This window comes from Leptolyngbya sp. Heron Island J, assembly GCF_000482245.1.
Classification (GTDB): Bacteria; Cyanobacteriota; Cyanobacteriia; order Phormidesmidales; family Phormidesmidaceae; genus Leptothoe.
In genome coordinates this window covers 74,755-90,110 of record NZ_AWNH01000022.1, presented here as the reverse complement: position 1 = coordinate 90,110, position 15,356 = coordinate 74,755, and the positions used below count along the sequence as shown (strand labels likewise).

At 48.6% G+C, this 15,356-nt stretch carries 14 protein-coding genes; 7 read left to right on the top strand and 7 right to left on the bottom strand.

Annotated elements, in window-relative coordinates:
* Positions 1–28: 28 nt before the first annotated feature.
* Together N836_RS47125 and ychF are read right to left on the bottom strand one after the other, a co-directional pair.
* Positions 29–820 (bottom strand): GDSL-type esterase/lipase family protein, encoded by a 792-nt coding sequence (locus N836_RS47125; RefSeq protein WP_200867397.1) that lies wholly within the window; start codon positions 818–820, stop codon positions 29–31.
* A 215-nt stretch (positions 821–1,035) separates the two neighbouring features.
* Positions 1,036–2,127: a redox-regulated ATPase YchF gene (gene ychF / locus N836_RS47120; protein ID WP_023071659.1), complete on the bottom strand. Its 1,092-nt coding sequence runs from the start codon at positions 2,125–2,127 to the stop codon at positions 1,036–1,038.
* A 148-nt stretch (positions 2,128–2,275) separates the two neighbouring features.
* Here ychF and N836_RS47115 point away from each other — a divergent pair, with 148 nt between their 5' ends.
* From N836_RS47115 to N836_RS47105, 3 genes are all read left to right on the top strand, one after another.
* On the top strand, positions 2,276–2,887 hold the full coding sequence (locus tag N836_RS47115; protein ID WP_023071658.1) for a hypothetical protein: 612 nt from the start codon (positions 2,276–2,278) through the stop codon (positions 2,885–2,887).
* Positions 2,888–2,996: 109 nt separating this feature from the next.
* A complete protein-coding gene (locus N836_RS47110; protein ID WP_023071657.1) occupies positions 2,997–3,602 on the top strand; it encodes a thylakoid membrane photosystem I accumulation factor in 606 nt (201 codons plus the stop codon).
* Between the two features lie 30 nt (positions 3,603–3,632).
* The gene (locus N836_RS47105; RefSeq protein WP_023071656.1) at positions 3,633–4,121 is read left to right on the top strand and encodes a TrmH family RNA methyltransferase; all 489 of its coding nucleotides are present in this window, start codon (positions 3,633–3,635) and stop codon (positions 4,119–4,121) included.
* Here N836_RS47105 and minE read toward each other — a convergent pair.
* The 3 genes from minE to minC all read right to left on the bottom strand — a co-directional run bounded on the left by minE (position 4,118) and on the right by minC (position 6,650).
* Entirely contained in the window at positions 4,118–4,507 is a 390-nt protein-coding gene (minE, locus tag N836_RS47100) for a cell division topological specificity factor MinE (RefSeq protein WP_023071655.1), read from the bottom strand. The two genes, N836_RS47105 and minE, sit on opposite strands and share 4 nt — an antisense overlap.
* A gap of 163 nt (positions 4,508–4,670) precedes the next feature.
* Complete coding sequence (minD, locus tag N836_RS47095; RefSeq protein ID WP_023071654.1) at positions 4,671–5,471, bottom strand: septum site-determining protein MinD; 801 nt, start codon at positions 5,469–5,471, stop codon at positions 4,671–4,673.
* 153 nt (positions 5,472–5,624) lie between these two features.
* The gene (gene minC / locus N836_RS47090; RefSeq protein WP_023071653.1) at positions 5,625–6,650 is read right to left on the bottom strand and encodes a septum site-determining protein MinC; all 1,026 of its coding nucleotides are present in this window, start codon (positions 6,648–6,650) and stop codon (positions 5,625–5,627) included.
* A gap of 227 nt (positions 6,651–6,877) precedes the next feature.
* Between minC and tilS the strand changes: the two genes are divergently transcribed.
* The 3 genes from tilS to N836_RS73020 all read left to right on the top strand — a co-directional run bounded on the left by tilS (position 6,878) and on the right by N836_RS73020 (position 10,721).
* Positions 6,878–7,858: a tRNA lysidine(34) synthetase TilS gene (tilS, locus tag N836_RS47085; protein ID WP_023071652.1), complete on the top strand. Its 981-nt coding sequence runs from the start codon at positions 6,878–6,880 to the stop codon at positions 7,856–7,858.
* Positions 7,859–7,939: 81 nt separating this feature from the next.
* Positions 7,940–8,734: a tetratricopeptide repeat protein gene (locus tag N836_RS47080; RefSeq protein WP_023071651.1), complete on the top strand. Its 795-nt coding sequence runs from the start codon at positions 7,940–7,942 to the stop codon at positions 8,732–8,734.
* A gap of 781 nt (positions 8,735–9,515) precedes the next feature.
* Positions 9,516–10,721, top strand: a complete 1,206-nt coding sequence (locus tag N836_RS73020) for a diguanylate cyclase domain-containing protein (RefSeq protein WP_023071650.1) — start codon at positions 9,516–9,518, stop codon at positions 10,719–10,721.
* A 41-nt stretch (positions 10,722–10,762) separates the two neighbouring features.
* Here the strand turns inward: N836_RS73020 and tpiA are convergent, their stop codons facing one another.
* Both tpiA and N836_RS47070 read right to left on the bottom strand, forming a co-directional pair.
* Positions 10,763–11,488 (bottom strand): triose-phosphate isomerase, encoded by a 726-nt coding sequence (tpiA, locus tag N836_RS47075; RefSeq protein ID WP_071789032.1) that lies wholly within the window; start codon positions 11,486–11,488, stop codon positions 10,763–10,765.
* A gap of 161 nt (positions 11,489–11,649) precedes the next feature.
* Positions 11,650–13,806: a polyribonucleotide nucleotidyltransferase gene (locus tag N836_RS47070; protein ID WP_023071648.1), complete on the bottom strand. Its 2,157-nt coding sequence runs from the start codon at positions 13,804–13,806 to the stop codon at positions 11,650–11,652.
* Positions 13,807–14,302: 496 nt separating this feature from the next.
* On the opposite strand from N836_RS47070, the gene N836_RS47065 reads away from it, so the two are divergent.
* Complete coding sequence (locus N836_RS47065) at positions 14,303–15,292, top strand: NAD-dependent epimerase (RefSeq protein ID WP_031292056.1); 990 nt, start codon at positions 14,303–14,305, stop codon at positions 15,290–15,292.
* Positions 15,293–15,356 lie beyond the last annotated feature (64 nt).

Here is a 15,356-nt window from a genome sequence, read left to right as displayed (position 1 = left end):
ACCGAAAAGGGGGAATGGCCGTGGCCAGCTACGGCAGCTCCAATTGGCTGTAGAGTGAGATCGCTGCCCGCCATACCAAATACCCTTGGCGATTAAGGTGCAGCCCATCGGTAGTTAAATCGGGTCTGAGTTTTCCCTCGCCATTGGCAAAAATTGGATACAGCTCCAGGTAATGCGCATCATACTCTTTAGCAATGGTTTCCAAAGACTGATTCATCTCTCGAATCCGTTCATTAGGCAGTTCGAGTAGCAGGTGACGGCTTTCCCACGTCGCTGTTTCGGCACCGTGGGGCAAAATAGACTGAACTACAACTTGGGTTTCAGGATGATAGGTAGCTAAATAGTCCATAATGTCCCGATAGTTGGCCAGCAATTGCTCATCGGTCTGGCCCCAAATCAGATCATTGATACCAATCATCAAAAAGATAGTATCCACATCAGCCACGTCCAGCAGATGCAGCCGTGAGAGTAGAGTGTGAGTTTTTTCGCCTGAAATTCCCTGATTCATCCACACTCGGCGACCTGGTAAGAGTTCTGCTGGAAACCACAAACTTAGAGAGTCGCCCAGCAAAATGGTCAGGTGGTCTGGATTTTTAGCGGCCATGGTCGCCACTTCCTGACCCAGCACATCAACCCACTGCTCGTAGTTGAGACGAGGGCGACTTTCCTGAGCTGGCGATCCAGAATCTAAAGCTGCTGTTTCAGATGCAGGATTAGTGGCATAGGCTGCATTGGCTTGTGGAATTACGGTGGGGTCAACGCCCCCTGATTTATCCTGCCAAATGACCAGAAGCGCAACAAATAGAACCCCATTCATCATTAGTGAAAGGGCTGCCCAGGGGGGAATTGTAAGCGGAGTTTTCAGAAACCGATTAGCCACCACAGTATCCAAGCCAGCATAACAAGGTGTTTGGACAGATTCTAATAGGATCTGCCGTGGATGAGTAGTTTATCCCACTATATTTTCGTAAGAAATTTTGGGGAGCATCGCTCCGTAGTTGAAACCCAACCGCCTAATGACTGTTCCACATTGGACTAGACATTAAACCTAAATAGCATAACGTCCCCTTCTTGAACGGTATAATCCTTGCCCTCACTGCGCAGTAAACCTTTGTCTTTAGCTGCATTCATAGATCCGTGTTCAACCAGATCTTTGTAAGCAATGGTTTCGGCTCGAATAAAACCACGCTCAAAATCCGTATGGATGACGCCTGCTGCTTGTGGAGCAGTCATCCCTGCGGTGATTGTCCATGCCCGAGTTTCTTTGGGACCAGTGGTGAAGTAGGTGCGTAACCCCAGCAAATCATAGGTAGCTCGAATGAGAGATTTGAGCCCCCCTTCTTCGACACCAAGGGCTTCTAGAAAATCTTTGCGCTCATCTGCCGGCAGTTCTAGCAGCTCGGCTTCGACCTGGGCCGAAATAGTGACTACTTGGGCATCCTCCTGAGCTGCTAAGGTTTTGACTTGCTCAACCCAGGCATTGCCTTCAGCGAGTTCGTCTTCAGAGACGTTGGCTGCATAGATAATAGGTTTACGGGTCAGAAACCCTAGAGATTTGATCAGCAGCTCTTCGTCTACTTCCAGGGAGACGGTGCGGGCCGATTTGCCGTCTGCCAGTACGGGCTGAATTTTTTCGAGCACGGTCAATTCTGCTTGGGCTTCAGGATCTTTTCTCGCCTGTTTACGGACGCGCTCCATGCGCCGCTCGATCTGTTCTAAATCAGCCAGGGCCAATTCCAGGTTAATGATTTCAGCATCACGCAGTGGATCAATGGAGCCATCCACATGGATAATGTCGTCATTCTCGAAGCAACGCACGACATGGACAATGGCATCAACTTCGCGGATATTGGCTAAAAACTGATTACCCAGTCCTTCACCTTTACTGGCTCCTTTAACGAGACCTGCAATATCAACAAACTCAATCCGTGCTGGAACGGTGTTGTCGGATTTGGAAATTTCGGTGAGTACCGCTAACCGGGGGTCGGGTACTGCCACGACACCAACGTTAGGTTCAATGGTGCAGAACGGGAAGTTCGCTGCTTGGGCTTTGGCGTTTTCAACCAGCGCATTGAAAAGGGTGGATTTGCCTACATTTGGGAGCCCGACGATTCCAGCTCTAAGCATGGCCTCTAATTTTTATGAAGAAATTTCCATAGTCCAGCATAGGTCAAAGCGCTAACCTTACGGTTTAGGAAAAAGCAATCGTCTCTGTTCTAAGCATGGGACGGAGGCTATAAAATGCCAGACATTGTTGCAAAACAAGGATAGAACCATGGGGTTTAAGTTTGAGCATCAAGAAAAAAATGGACAATGGCAAAGAGTATCGCTGATGGCAGTCGCAGCATGCTTTTTATTCGGGGCAGCGAGCTGTAATCGTGTGGGTGAACGCACCAAAGATGTGATTGATGCCATATCAATTCAAAATTTGTCCAATGGTCAGACATTGTTAAGAAACGAGGAGAGTGATGTTCAGCTGACGCTGCCTGAGGGCTGGGTTGATGTGCAAAACTTGCGCCCCGATGCGGACCTATATGTAGCGCGGGAAGATAGAACGATGTACGTTCTGGTCCTGGCCGATCCCAAGCGTTCTGAAATAGGTACCTTTAGTCTCACTAATAATGCGATTCAGTATTTGAGTTTTTTAGATCGGGGGTTGACTCAAGAACAGCCTGAGACTGCTACCAATGTGACATCCCTAAATGGTCTTGATGCTGTCCAGTATGAAGTTCGAGGCAATATAGATAATGTGCCTGTGGTGTATCTACACACTACGGTTGAGGGGGAAACTAACTACTATCAGGTCGTTGCTTGGACCACGGCGGCAGATTATGCCAATGCTAGAGGTGAACTGCAGGATGTGATTGAGAGTTTTCGGGGCACGTAGCTGCCGCTTTAAGTCAGCCATGATTTTTGGCTTTTGTGGCACGGCTGTGGAAGGGAATGTCCTTTCTGTGGCGTAATGGTAGTGATGTGATCATAAAAACCAGGATTTTATGGGTAGTTTTGCTATTCGGCATTTAAAGTCAGGCGTTGATTATCAACGGATATGGCGGTGGTGCATCATTGGGGCTGCGATCGCAGCCTTCCTAATTTCCATCCTGTGCTTTCCTGGTAATGCATGGGCGAGCCTCAACGACGACCGATACGACGGCAATATCTTTGCGCTCTATGCGGGCAATGGAGCGATTGTGCCGCCACGTGTCAACTTAGCCCAGTCCCTTGAGCAAGAAAAGCCAACGCTGCTGTTTTTCTACGTGGACGACAGCCGCGATTGTAAAGAATATTCATTTGTCATTTCCCAGCTACAGGCACCCTATGGCAGGGTTGCTAACTTTGTGCCAGTGATGGCTGATGCTGTTCCTATAAAAGATTCGTTTACACCGAGTGAGCCAGGCTACTACTTCAAAGGGGCCGTGCCTCAGACCCTGGTGCTCGACGGTAGTGGCAACATGCGCTTTGACCAAACTGGAGCCGTCAGCTACGAAGAGGTAGACGATGTGTTTCGTGAAGTCTTTGAGCTGTTACCCCGTGAGGAATCTCAGGAGCTACGTCGTCGTCAGATCAATGAACTCAATGTAGAGCTTGTCCCGGTAGATTAGATTGCAGGTAATGACTGTTTGGGGGGTGGCATGGCCCACCAGGTAATCGGCACTGCATTCAACGACCACACTCCATGTTTGGTAGTCTGTGCCTCTTTGGTAGAAAAAATAACTAATCAAGCCGCCCTATGCCGTACCTGTGAGGTGTTAGGGGTGAATCGATTGGTATTACCGGAGCCAGACGACTCCTGGGAGTTTCGTAAAGTTGCGGTCTCGGCCCAACGTTGGCAATCTGTTGAGTATTGTGCTCCAGATCAGCTGAGACAGTGGCTTTGGCAGCAACAGACATATACCCGTGTAGCGTTAGCGTTGGGTGTAGCCTCCCAACCACTGGTCAATTATGATTTTGCTGCAAAAACTCTGCTGGTATTGGGGCGGGAGCTCACCGGTATTCCTGCTGATATTGAGGCGCTTTGCGATGTGGTGTTGGCAATTCCCCAATATGGTCGGGTGGAGTCATTGAATGTGCAAACAGCAGGTGCGATCGCAATCTACGAATACAATCGTCAATGGCGTTAATCCAATGGAATATCGGCTGTTTCCGAGACTTCCTCAACCTCGTCATCTAGAGCAATCGATTCATCTGTTAGCTCTAAATTTTTGGCTTCGGTTTCTTCAACAGGGCTATCGGGCTCTAGCGGATTGGAACGCACTCTCCGAATCGGTAAATTGGCCATCAGGGCGGTCATCCGCTGATCCGATTCAAGGGAAAATTCCAAACCGTCAAAATCAAGTTCTACATAGCGAGATACGACTTCCAAAATCTCTTGGCGCAGCTTTTCTAAGTTTTGGGGAGAAATGTCAGAGCGGTCATGGGCTAAAACAAATCGCAATCGTTGTTTAGCCGTGTCACGGCTAACCGGTTCACGCGAGCCAAAGAGTCGTTCGAAGAAGTCACTAATCATGGTCGTTTCCGATAAGGCGGAGGTAGTGAAAGGTTGGCGTTGCTGATCCCCGGAGGAGGCAATTGTAGAAGCTCTATAAAAAAGGATATAAAGACCAGGTTGATTCTAAATTGTTAATCAGCAACGGCATAACGGTCGCCATTCATCGACCGTTTGGCTAAACCTAGCTAAATAACTGACGTAATTTCTTAAAAAAGCTATCCTTGGGCACACTCAAATCCATGAGTGCCACCTTTTCTCCTTGCAGGCGACGAGCAATATTGGAGACAGCAGTACCGGCTTTGGAGAGTTCCTTATCTAGAATCAAGGGTTCACCATTATTGGTTGAAACCACGACCTGCTCATCGTCAGGAATAACGCCCAGGAGCGGTACTGCCAAAATATCTTGCACATCCTTAACCGACATCATTTGTTCCGCCTCCACCATGGCCGGTTTCAGACGGTTGATCACCAGACGCATCGCTTTAATGTCATTGGCTTCTAGTAGGCCAATCACACGGTCAGCATCACGGACAGCAGAAATTTCAGGGGTGGTGACAATGATGGCTTCACGAGCCGCTGCGATCGCATTGCGAAACCCCATCTCAATGCCAGCAGGACTATCGATTAAGACAAAGTTGTAGGCTTTCGTCAGCGCCCGCACCAGCTTTTTCATCTGCTCTGGGGTAATAGATTCCTTCGAGCGATTTTGGGCAGCGGGCAGTAGGGCCAAGTTCGGCTGGCGTTTATCCTTCACTAGCGCTTGATCCAGACGACATTCTCCAGCTAGAACATCCAGAGCCGTGTAAACGATGCGATTTTCCAACCCCAGCAGCAGGTCCAAGTTGCGTAACCCAAAATCAGCATCAATTACTACGACGCGTTTTCCTGCCTTGGCCAGGGCCATTCCTAGGTTGGCGGTACAGGTAGTTTTCCCAACGCCTCCCTTACCGGAGGTAATGACAATAATGCGGTTCATAGCCATGGATTAAATAGGCGGTTGAGGACGGTATGCGCAAAGGTTAGGCCTTAAGTAGGGCAATAATCGCACGTTGTGGCAAATTTTATGGGAAATTCCTGAGGGATTTTTTTTGGATAGCCCCATACAAAAGGTCGAGTGTACTATGGAGTTCTTTTTTCAAGGGACATTGAGGTGAATCTGGGCAAATTCGGATGCGATCGCAATACGAATGCCATCATCGTTGACATAAGCAACTTCAGGTTGATAAGAAACCGGCGGTTTTTCCGGTGCCCGAGCCACCTTATCCGCAATCCGCAGCTGTGTCGGTTGCATGTGTAGCGCCATAATTCGACAGGCTCCATTGCCTTCTGAACCGGCATGGGCCAACCCGCGCAGACGTCCCCACACAAAAATATCCCCAGCGGCTATCAGTGATCCACCTGGGTTGACATCTCCTAAAACAATAATTGAACCAGGATGCCGAATTTCTGTGCCAGAGCGTACAGTCATTTGTAGATATAAGGGCGTTTCCAGCGCCTTACCTTGATCTTGCGTCTCGTTGAGATGCTCTAATTTGGTTTGCTGCTCGATCGAATAGCCTGCTGTAGCAGCGGCAACTGCCGTTTGTCGCCGTTGGCTATAAATACGCTTCATCCGTAGCTGAGCTGTTTGTAGTAACTCATCCATCTCTTGCAGCTGACGACTATCCAGCAGCCGGTCACGGGCAATCAAATGCACCGTTGTATTGGGTTGAAAAAATCGCTCCTCAGAACTGAGACGCTGTTTGAGCTGTGTCAGCAGCTCTTCCCACTCCACCGGAGCAAACCTCTTTTGAGCAGCGGCGGGCAGTAACAGTAACAGACGTCCTTGCTCACTCTTAAAGGTTATCTGTTGTTTAGAAATAGTTTCCGGTTCGTCCAGCTCCACATCTATGGACGATACATCGGCTAAAGTATCAGCATCTCCAGTACTTTCTGCTTCGAAAACGTACAGCTCCACATTTTTGGAGGCCTTTAATCTTGCAGACAGTGCTGAACGATTCGTCTGTGACGTTTCATTCTCAGTATTAATGACAGTCTCAGCGGCTGTTGCTGGTGCCTGCTCTTGAGGATTGCGATTGGGCGTGTCAGCATGCTCGCCCGTATTGGGATGGCCTTCAAAACCTTCACTATTGGTGACTTGATTGTCTGCGCCGTTATCCATGGTTAAGTTGGCTAAGACTGTCCTGGGGACGTATCCAGCTGCTATAGATGAAAAACATCGACCACCATCTGGTCATCGAAGAGCATAAACCACTATAGGGCCGAACTCCTCTTTCTAATCAGCGTATGTTTTAACTATCGTCAGATTTTTTGATATCTAATGTTACATGTCGGCATAGATTACTGATTGAACTGCCACGTTTGCAACCGTCTGACTACCGACCCATAATGCCTTGGACTCCCATCCACGCCAGGATTCACACCTTACTGAAAGCAACGAGGCTGCTGCCTCAGGAGGCTGCTATTTTGGTGGCCGTATCTGGGGGGCAAGATTCATTGTGTCTGGCCCAATTGCTGTTAGACCTGGGGCCAAAATGGGGCTGGCGTCTGGCGATAGTGCATTGTGACCACGGCTGGCGAGCTGACTCTGCTGACAATGCAACCCATGTAGTGCAGCTGGCTCAGCAGTGGCAGCTGCCTTGTTTTGTGGAGACAGCGCAGGCCCTACCGGCAACAGAGGCAGCAGCTCGTAGCTGGCGCTATGGGGTATTTGCAGCCCTGGCCCATCACCATGGCTATGACTATGTGGCGACGGGGCATACGGCCACTGATCGGGCGGAAACAGTCCTTTACAACTTATTACGAGGTAGTGGGGCTGATGGGATTCAGGCTTTGAGCTGGCAGCGATCGCTAAGTATAGAACATTCAAATATCTATGTAACTCGACCACTGTTACAGCTAACGCGTCAAGCGACTGCTGCGTTTTGTCGTGACTTGGGTCTACCTGTGTGGCATGACACCTCTAATAACGATTGGACCTATCGTCGTAATCGTATTCGTCATGAGCTGATGCCTTATTTGCGATCGCACTTTAACCCCAAGGTTGAAACCACGCTGGCCCAAACCGCCGAAATCTTCACCGCCGAAGTCATCTATCTGGAACAACAGACCGATCAGCTATACCACCAGGTAATTGACGAGTACCAAGACAGTTGGCGTATCCATCGCTCCCGTTTCCAATCAGCCCCATTAGCATTGCAGCGACGAGTCGCTCGTCGTCTGTTGCAAACAGTACTACCCCAGCAACCTAGCTTTGACCATATTGAAAAATTAGTAGTCTTAGCGGATCGGCCCAACCGGACCCAAACTGATCCGTTTCCTGGTGGGCGTATTGCTCGTGTCGAGCATGACTGGATTCATCTGCAATAGTTAGAACATATAACCAGCTCAGGAGGTAGCACGGGGGAATCAATCCACCCTAAGCTATAGAAAGAACCTTTCCTAAACACTATGCGCTGGTTATTAGCAGTTGCTTTCGGACTCTTTTTGGGGCTTACATCTATCTGGTTACCACCCGCTTCAGCAGATGCTGAGGCCCTTCCTCAGGCAGACATCGGCGGTTTGCGTAAACAAGCCTTTGAATTGACCCGCAGCGGTAAGTTTGACTTGGCTGAAGGGCTATGGACCCAGCTAATTGACGCGTTGCCTGATGAGCCTGCTGTGTGGAGTAACCGGGGTAATGTCCGTATCAGTCAAAACAAAATTGAGGCCGCCATTCGTGATTATGATCGAGCGATTGGCCTAGAGCCACTACAGCCCGATGCCTATCTCAATCGTGGTACAGCCTATGAAGCACTGGGCGACTGGCAGGCTGCGATTGATGATTATAACCGGGTGTTAAAGTTATCGCCGGACGATCCAGCTGCCTATAACAATCGTGGGAATGCTAAAGGTGGACAAGGGGACTGGCAAGCTGCCCTCAAAGATTATGAGAAATCAATCACAATTCAACCCAGTTTTTCCCTCGGGTATGCCAACTATGGCATTGCTCTGTTTGAGGTTGGGGAACGCGCCAAATCATTACAGGTACTGAAAAGTCTTGCCCGCAAGTATCCCAACTATGCAGATGTGCGGGCTGCTTTAACAGCCGCTTTGTGGGAGACAGGTAATCGGGGAGAAGCTGAAAGTCAGTGGGCGGCTGCCCGAGGGTTAGATAGACGTTATACCGACCTGCATTGGGTGAAAACGGTACGTCGCTGGCCCCCTTCCCTGGTTACAGGCCTCGATCATTTCCTCAATCTTTAGCCTGCCATTTGAGAGCATCATGGGCGATACCGGCATACTTTTCTTAGAGCCATCACAATTCTTAACTGTCACCGGGTTAGGTGGTTGTCGTCAGTCACATCAATAGTTCTAGTTAAGTTATTTATGGATTGGTGATTTCTATCGCCATCGATTTCAGTCTTTCTACGATAGAAGTTCACAGAATCGGGCTTGATACTTATAAGTGAGTGATGGTTTGGGGTGTGGCTAGCAGGCGCTGTTGTCAGATTAGACATCGGTGCGTAAAGGAGCCGCACTTTCCTGTAGCTATTCTTGAGTGGTTGTGCGTTCCCTGAATCCATGACATCTAATGACGACACCATCTAGCACTTAGGGTGGTGTAAAGCGGGCTTTGAATTGATGGATTGGTCAGACTTCCTAAGGTTTTAAGTATTCTCTCTGCAGATGATGTGGGGGCTTACTCTTTCTAAAAGATATATATTTTGGAAATCATTTTTGAGGTTAGAGAGGGGATTGGTATGTGACCGGGTGTTTAGTGCCATAGCATCTAGCGTGCGTTTTGCTGGTTACATACTGATGACCTTAGGGTGTGTGTCAAGGCTCGAAAAAATTTACAGATATTGTCGCTGATTGCACTTTTTTAATTCCTGGGCATTCTATGTACCACAGGCCTCTCATTCAACAATCACCTCAGCTACAGACAGTTTTTTCTGGGTTGCACTCCCCGGTGTGTGATCAGCAAGGTCTCCCTTCGTCCCTAATTGGACAGCCATTCCACCAAGTTCTCGAACCTTCCTCAAGGATGGCCCGTTTCCCTAATTCTGAAGCTAGCCTGGTTGATGTCCAGCAGCTTCAGCAGCAGCTACAACAACAAACTGATTTGCGGGAAACCATTCAGCGTATCCGACAGGGCTTAACTGTCAACGATGTTTATACAACCGTTGTACAGGCGCTTATGGATTTTTTTCAGGCAGATTGGATATTTCTCCTGGAGAATGGGCCATGTCATTGGCGCTCTGTGGGTTCATCGCTGTGTGTGCAACCCCTCAATGGCTCTAATGTGTTTAATGCTTACCTGAGTTTGGAAAGTGTGATTACAAAACTGGAGCAGCCGTTTCCCATTGCTGTTGATGCTCAGTCTGTTCAGGAAGTGCCAGTGGATCAGCAGTGGCTAAGTCAGTTTCCGGGGGCTTGGCTGTTGAGCCCCATTCATTTACCCCATGCTCATCAGATGCAATTGGTTGATCGGCTTTGGGGGGTGGTGGCGATTGGTCGCAAGGATATGACCAACAGTTGGACTGGGGAGCCGCTGGAACAGGCCAAAATACTGGCAGATGAAATTGCGATCGCATTACATCATGGTCTGCTATACGAGCAGGTGAAGCAAGATAACCATGCTTTGAAGGCCCTAGCCTTGACCGATAGTTTGACGAGATTAGCCAACCGTCGACAGTTTGATCATTATTTTGAGGCTGAATGGAATCGTCTGGCCCGGGAGCAGCAGCCGCTGACCTTGATTTTGTGTGATATTGATTATTTCAAACGGTATAACGATTACTATGGCCATCCTATGGGGGATGTTTGCCTGTCGAGGGTCAGCGATGTATTAACTCACTGTATTCGTCGTCCTGCTGACCTGGTGGCTCGCTATGGCGGTGAGGAATTCGCAGTAGTTCTGCCCAACACTAATACGGCAGGCGGTCACAATGTTGCGCTTGCTATTCAGCACCAGTTAGAAAAAGCCTCAATTCCCCATGCCACATCGGATGTAACTGATAGGGTCACTTTGACGATGGGGATTGCTACTGTAATCCCTGAACATCATCTAGTGTCTCAGGATCTCCTCCAGGCGGCAGATTTAGCGCTTTACCATGCTAAACAGCAGGGACGCGATCGCATTTATGTTCATGCCCACTACTACGTTCACGATGATACTCGCATCCAAAATGTTAGTTTGGATCCCACTAATCATTTTGTCAGCCAACCAGAGGATGGAGCGCAGGTATGATTGATTGCTAATGCCCAATCATGATCTAGCCAACCATGGATTTACTCATAGTTAACGATACGAGCAAACGTATCTGCCTCCAGGCTGGCACCTCCCACTAAAGCTCCATCAATTTCAGGCTGCGCCATAATTTCATCCACATTGCCCGGTTTCACAGAGCCGCCATACTGAATGGGCACATCTTTATTAGCCAACTGAGAACGAATTAGCCAGCAGACACGGTTAGCCTCTTCCGCTGCACAGGTATCACCAGTACCAATGGCCCAGATTGGCTCATAGGCAATAATCAATTTACTCTGGTCCACACCTGCTAAGCCTTTCTCTATTTGGCTAACTACGTGGGCTTCTGTTTCCCCTGCATCGCGTTGCTGCTTGGTTTCGCCAACACAGAGAATAGGCGTTAGCCCGGCTATTTGAGCTGCCTTTAGCCGCAGGTTAACGGTTTCGTCAGTATCCCCAAAATATTCACGGCGTTCGCTGTGACCAACAACCACATAGCGAGCACCAATCTCTGTCAACATTTCCCCAGAGATTTCCCCAGTGTATGCACCAGATGTTTCCCAGTGAACATTTTGTGCTCCCACCATCACCCGTGAGCCATGGAGAGTTTTAGACAGTGTAGTCAGGGCCGTAAAAGGAGCACACAAAATCACTTCTCGATGCTCAGGTGTGGCCTCTAGCTGAGGTAAAAAACCATGCAAAAACGCCAGGCTGTCTGCCTGGGTTTTGTGCATCTTCCAATTGCCAGCGATAACAATTCTTCGCACGGGTGTTTAATTTCGCTCTCGATATTGCATCAAGCATCCTACCGAGAAACCTTAACCCAGCGCAAATTAAGGTCAGGAAATCGCTCACGGTGAGCCACTGGGGATGTGAATCTTGCAAACATCTACAGTGTTCACATCCCTACCTGCGACAGTTGCTGAACCTATTCAGCGGCTAGACCCGCAGCCGCCCGTGCCTTAGCAGCTTCATCTGGGTGGATATTGAGCCGAGTGAGGTTAACGCGACCGCGGCCATCAATTTCTCGAATTTTGATCAGAACCTCTTCGCCCACAGTGACCTCATCTTCGACTTTATTGACTCGGTAATCTGCCAGCTGTGAGATATGGATCATGCCTTCTTTGCCAGGGCGATACTCAACAAAAGCACCAATCGGAATGATACGGGTTACTTTACCCACATATACATCCCCTGCTGAGGGTTTAAAGGTAATCCCTTCAATGAGTGCCTGGGCTCGTTCAGCTGCGGCCCCGTCAACTGACGAGACTGTGATGGTCCCATCATCCTGGATGTCAACTTTAGCCCCTGTTTCGTCGGTAATACTCTTGATTTGCTTACCACCAGGACCGATCACCATGCCAATCATTTCTGGATCGATCTTGAAGGTAAGGAGTCTAGGTGCATAGGGCGAAAGCTCAGTTCGAGGTGCGTTGATCGCTTCTAGCATTTTTGAGAGGATATGGAGCCGCGCTGGTTTCGCCTGGTTAATGGCTTCGGCAATGGTCTTCATTGAGAGACCTGTAATTTTCATATCCATCTGCAGGGCGGTGATGCCGGTGTCAGTACCAGCAACCTTAAAGTCCATATCGCCCAGGAAGTCTTCAATTCCTTGAATATCAGTCAAAATTCTGATGTCATCACCTTCCTTGATTAATCCCATAGCAGCACCGCTAACTGGTTTGCTCAGAGGCACACCAGCATCCATCAGCGATAGGGTAGAACCACAGACTGAACCCATAGATGTGGACCCGTTGGAGGATAACACCTCAGAAACAACGCGAATTACATAGGGGAAATCTGACATGGTCGGTAACACTGGTACCAATGCCCTTTCTGCTAAAGCACCGTGACCAATCTCACGACGCCCTGGCGATCGCATGGGGCGAGTTTCACCTACTGAGTAAGGTGGGAAATTATAGTGATGTAAATAGCGCTTTTCTTCGTCCGGATGTAAATCATCCGTGAGCTGAGCATCCCCTGGGGTTCCCAGGGTGACCACAGACATCACCTGAGTCAGTCCTCGGCGGAATAGACCTGTGCCATGGACGCGGCTAGGCAAAACTCCTGTACGGCAGCTAATCGGCCTGACCTCGTCAAGCTTGCGACCATCAACGCGTACACCCTCTTCCAGGATCTGCGCCCGCATTAATTTTTTAGTTAATGCTTTATAAGCATTCCCAAAAGCCTTACTGTTTTCAGCGATGGCTACGCTAATTGGGTCGTCTTCAGCGAGTTCAGCCACTTGTTCGCTAATTTGTGCCTTTAGCTCGTCAAGTTTTTCATCTCTGTCGGGCTTAGATAGCTCAAATTGCTTCAGGATATCTTTGACGCCATCAGTCGCTTTATCTGCCAAAAAGTCTGCCAGTGTTGGATCCGTTTCAGGAGCCGTGAGTATAACTGGCTCAATCCCCAGCTCCGCTACGATGTCTTTCTGAGCCTGGATGATATCGCGAACCACCTCATAGCCAAAGTCAATGGCTTCAATCACATCCTGTTCAGGTAGTTGGTTAGCCCCAGCTTCAACCATGATGACCCCATCGGGAGAGCCAGCAACAATCAAATCTAGATCACCATCTTCAATCTCCTGATAGGTGGGATTGATAATGAAGTCATCGCCAATTAGGCCGACCCGAACAGCTGCCATGGGACCGTAAAAAGGAATCTTGGCTAGTAGAGTGGCAATTGAAGCGCCAGTTGCAGCCAACACATCGGGAGGCACATCATGGTCCATTGAGACGGTGGTTGCCACGATCTGAATGTCATTTCGCATCCATTGGGGAAACAGCGGACGCATTGGTCGGTCGATTAAGCGGCTAACTAAGGTCGCCCTTTCCGGTGGACGTCCCTCGCGACGTAAGAAGCCTCCGGGAATTCGGCCCGCTGCATAGAGGCGCTCTTCGTAATCAACTAACAATGGTAAAAAATCGATGCCTTCTCGGGGGCTGGACTGAGTTGCAGTAACAAGTACGGCTGTCTCTCCAGATTCAATTAAAACTGAGCCGCCTGCTTGAGGTGCCAGAAGACCCACTTTAAGTCGAATATCTCGTCCATCAAAAGATATTGACTTGTCAATTTCTTGCATTTACAACTACGTCCTTCTTGCTTCTTTCACATTTGTTCTTTGGCAATCCTAGCACTGATATAGAACAGTTGTTTCCTCTTAAAAATTAAAGATGTGTTTGATGTCAGCAGATACTTTTAAAGGAAGTTAAATTTTTTATCCATCGGGTTTCTAAGTTTCTAGGCCTGAGCTTAGATTGGACTTCTGGTAAAAGTTTCAGGCTATATGACTAGCCGTAACTGTCTCCTTGTTCAGGACATAATTTACGTAAAAATAATTAAAAAATAACTCGTTTTGCCGAATTGCTTTTTGACAGACGAACTCTAAATCTTGAGGACGGTTTCTGAAGTGATCCTCAATTTTGCCTCAGAATTTCAGCAGTAACTGTACGTGTCCTTTCTCCATTCGCTCAAGCAGATTGTGTGACGTCTAAACTCGTTTTTGCGCTCGTTTCAGCTTTTGATGGGGGCGAGGGAAGGATACCTTATAGTAAGCGCGTTTGATGGAACAGATTTCTATGAAGGTCTTGGTAACAGGGGTAGCTGGCTTTATTGGTTACTTTGTAGCGCAGCGTCTGTTGGCTGATGGAGAGGTTGTCTGTGGGATTGATAACCTAAATGATTACTATGATGTGTCTCTAAAGCAAGGTCGATTAGATCAACTGTTGCCGCATGCTTCGTTTTCGTTTTTCCCGTTGGATTTGGCTGATCGCGCCAAGGTAGAGGCTTTATTTCAAGAGCAGTCGTTTGACCGTGTGATTCACCTAGCTGCTCAGGCTGGTGTGCGGTACTCGCTGAAAAATCCCTATGCCTATGCCGATAGTAACTTGACGGGCTTTATTCACATTCTGGAGGGATGTCGCCACACGGGGGTAGAGCATTTAGTCTATGCGTCTTCGAGTTCGGTGTATGGAGCTAACCGTAAGGTGCCATTTTCTACAGTGGATAATGTGGACCATCCGGTATCGCTGTACGCGGCTACAAAAAAGGCGAATGAGCTAATGGCTCATTCCTATAGTCATTTGTACAATTTGCCGACGACGGGTCTGCGTTTCTTTACGGTTTATGGTCCTTGGGGCCGACCCGATATGGCCTATTTTAAGTTTGTTGATGCGATCGCAAATGATCGACCCATCCAAGTTTACAACCACGGCAAAATGCAGCGCGATTTTACCTACATTGATGATGTCGTTGAGGGTGTGGTACGCACTGTGTGGCATTTGCCCAAACCCATTACAGATGAAGCCTTTAGCACTGCAGCTCCATACAAAGTCTATAACATCGGCAATCACAGTCCAGTTGAGCTGATGCGTTTTATCGAGATTATTGAGCAAGCTATGGGCAAACCTGCGGTCAAGGAAATGATGCCCATGCAACCAGGAGATGTGACGTCTACCTACGCTGACGTTGCTGATTTGACCGCCGACGTAGGTTTTGCCCCCAGTACCCCCCTGGAGGTGGGTATTACGAAATTTGTTGATTGGTATAAGAACTACTATGGGTACTAGAGACTCGGTTTTTACCAAGAAGAGGTCTGAGCTAGTCAGGCAAGGTTAGTAAAAACGCGCTTGT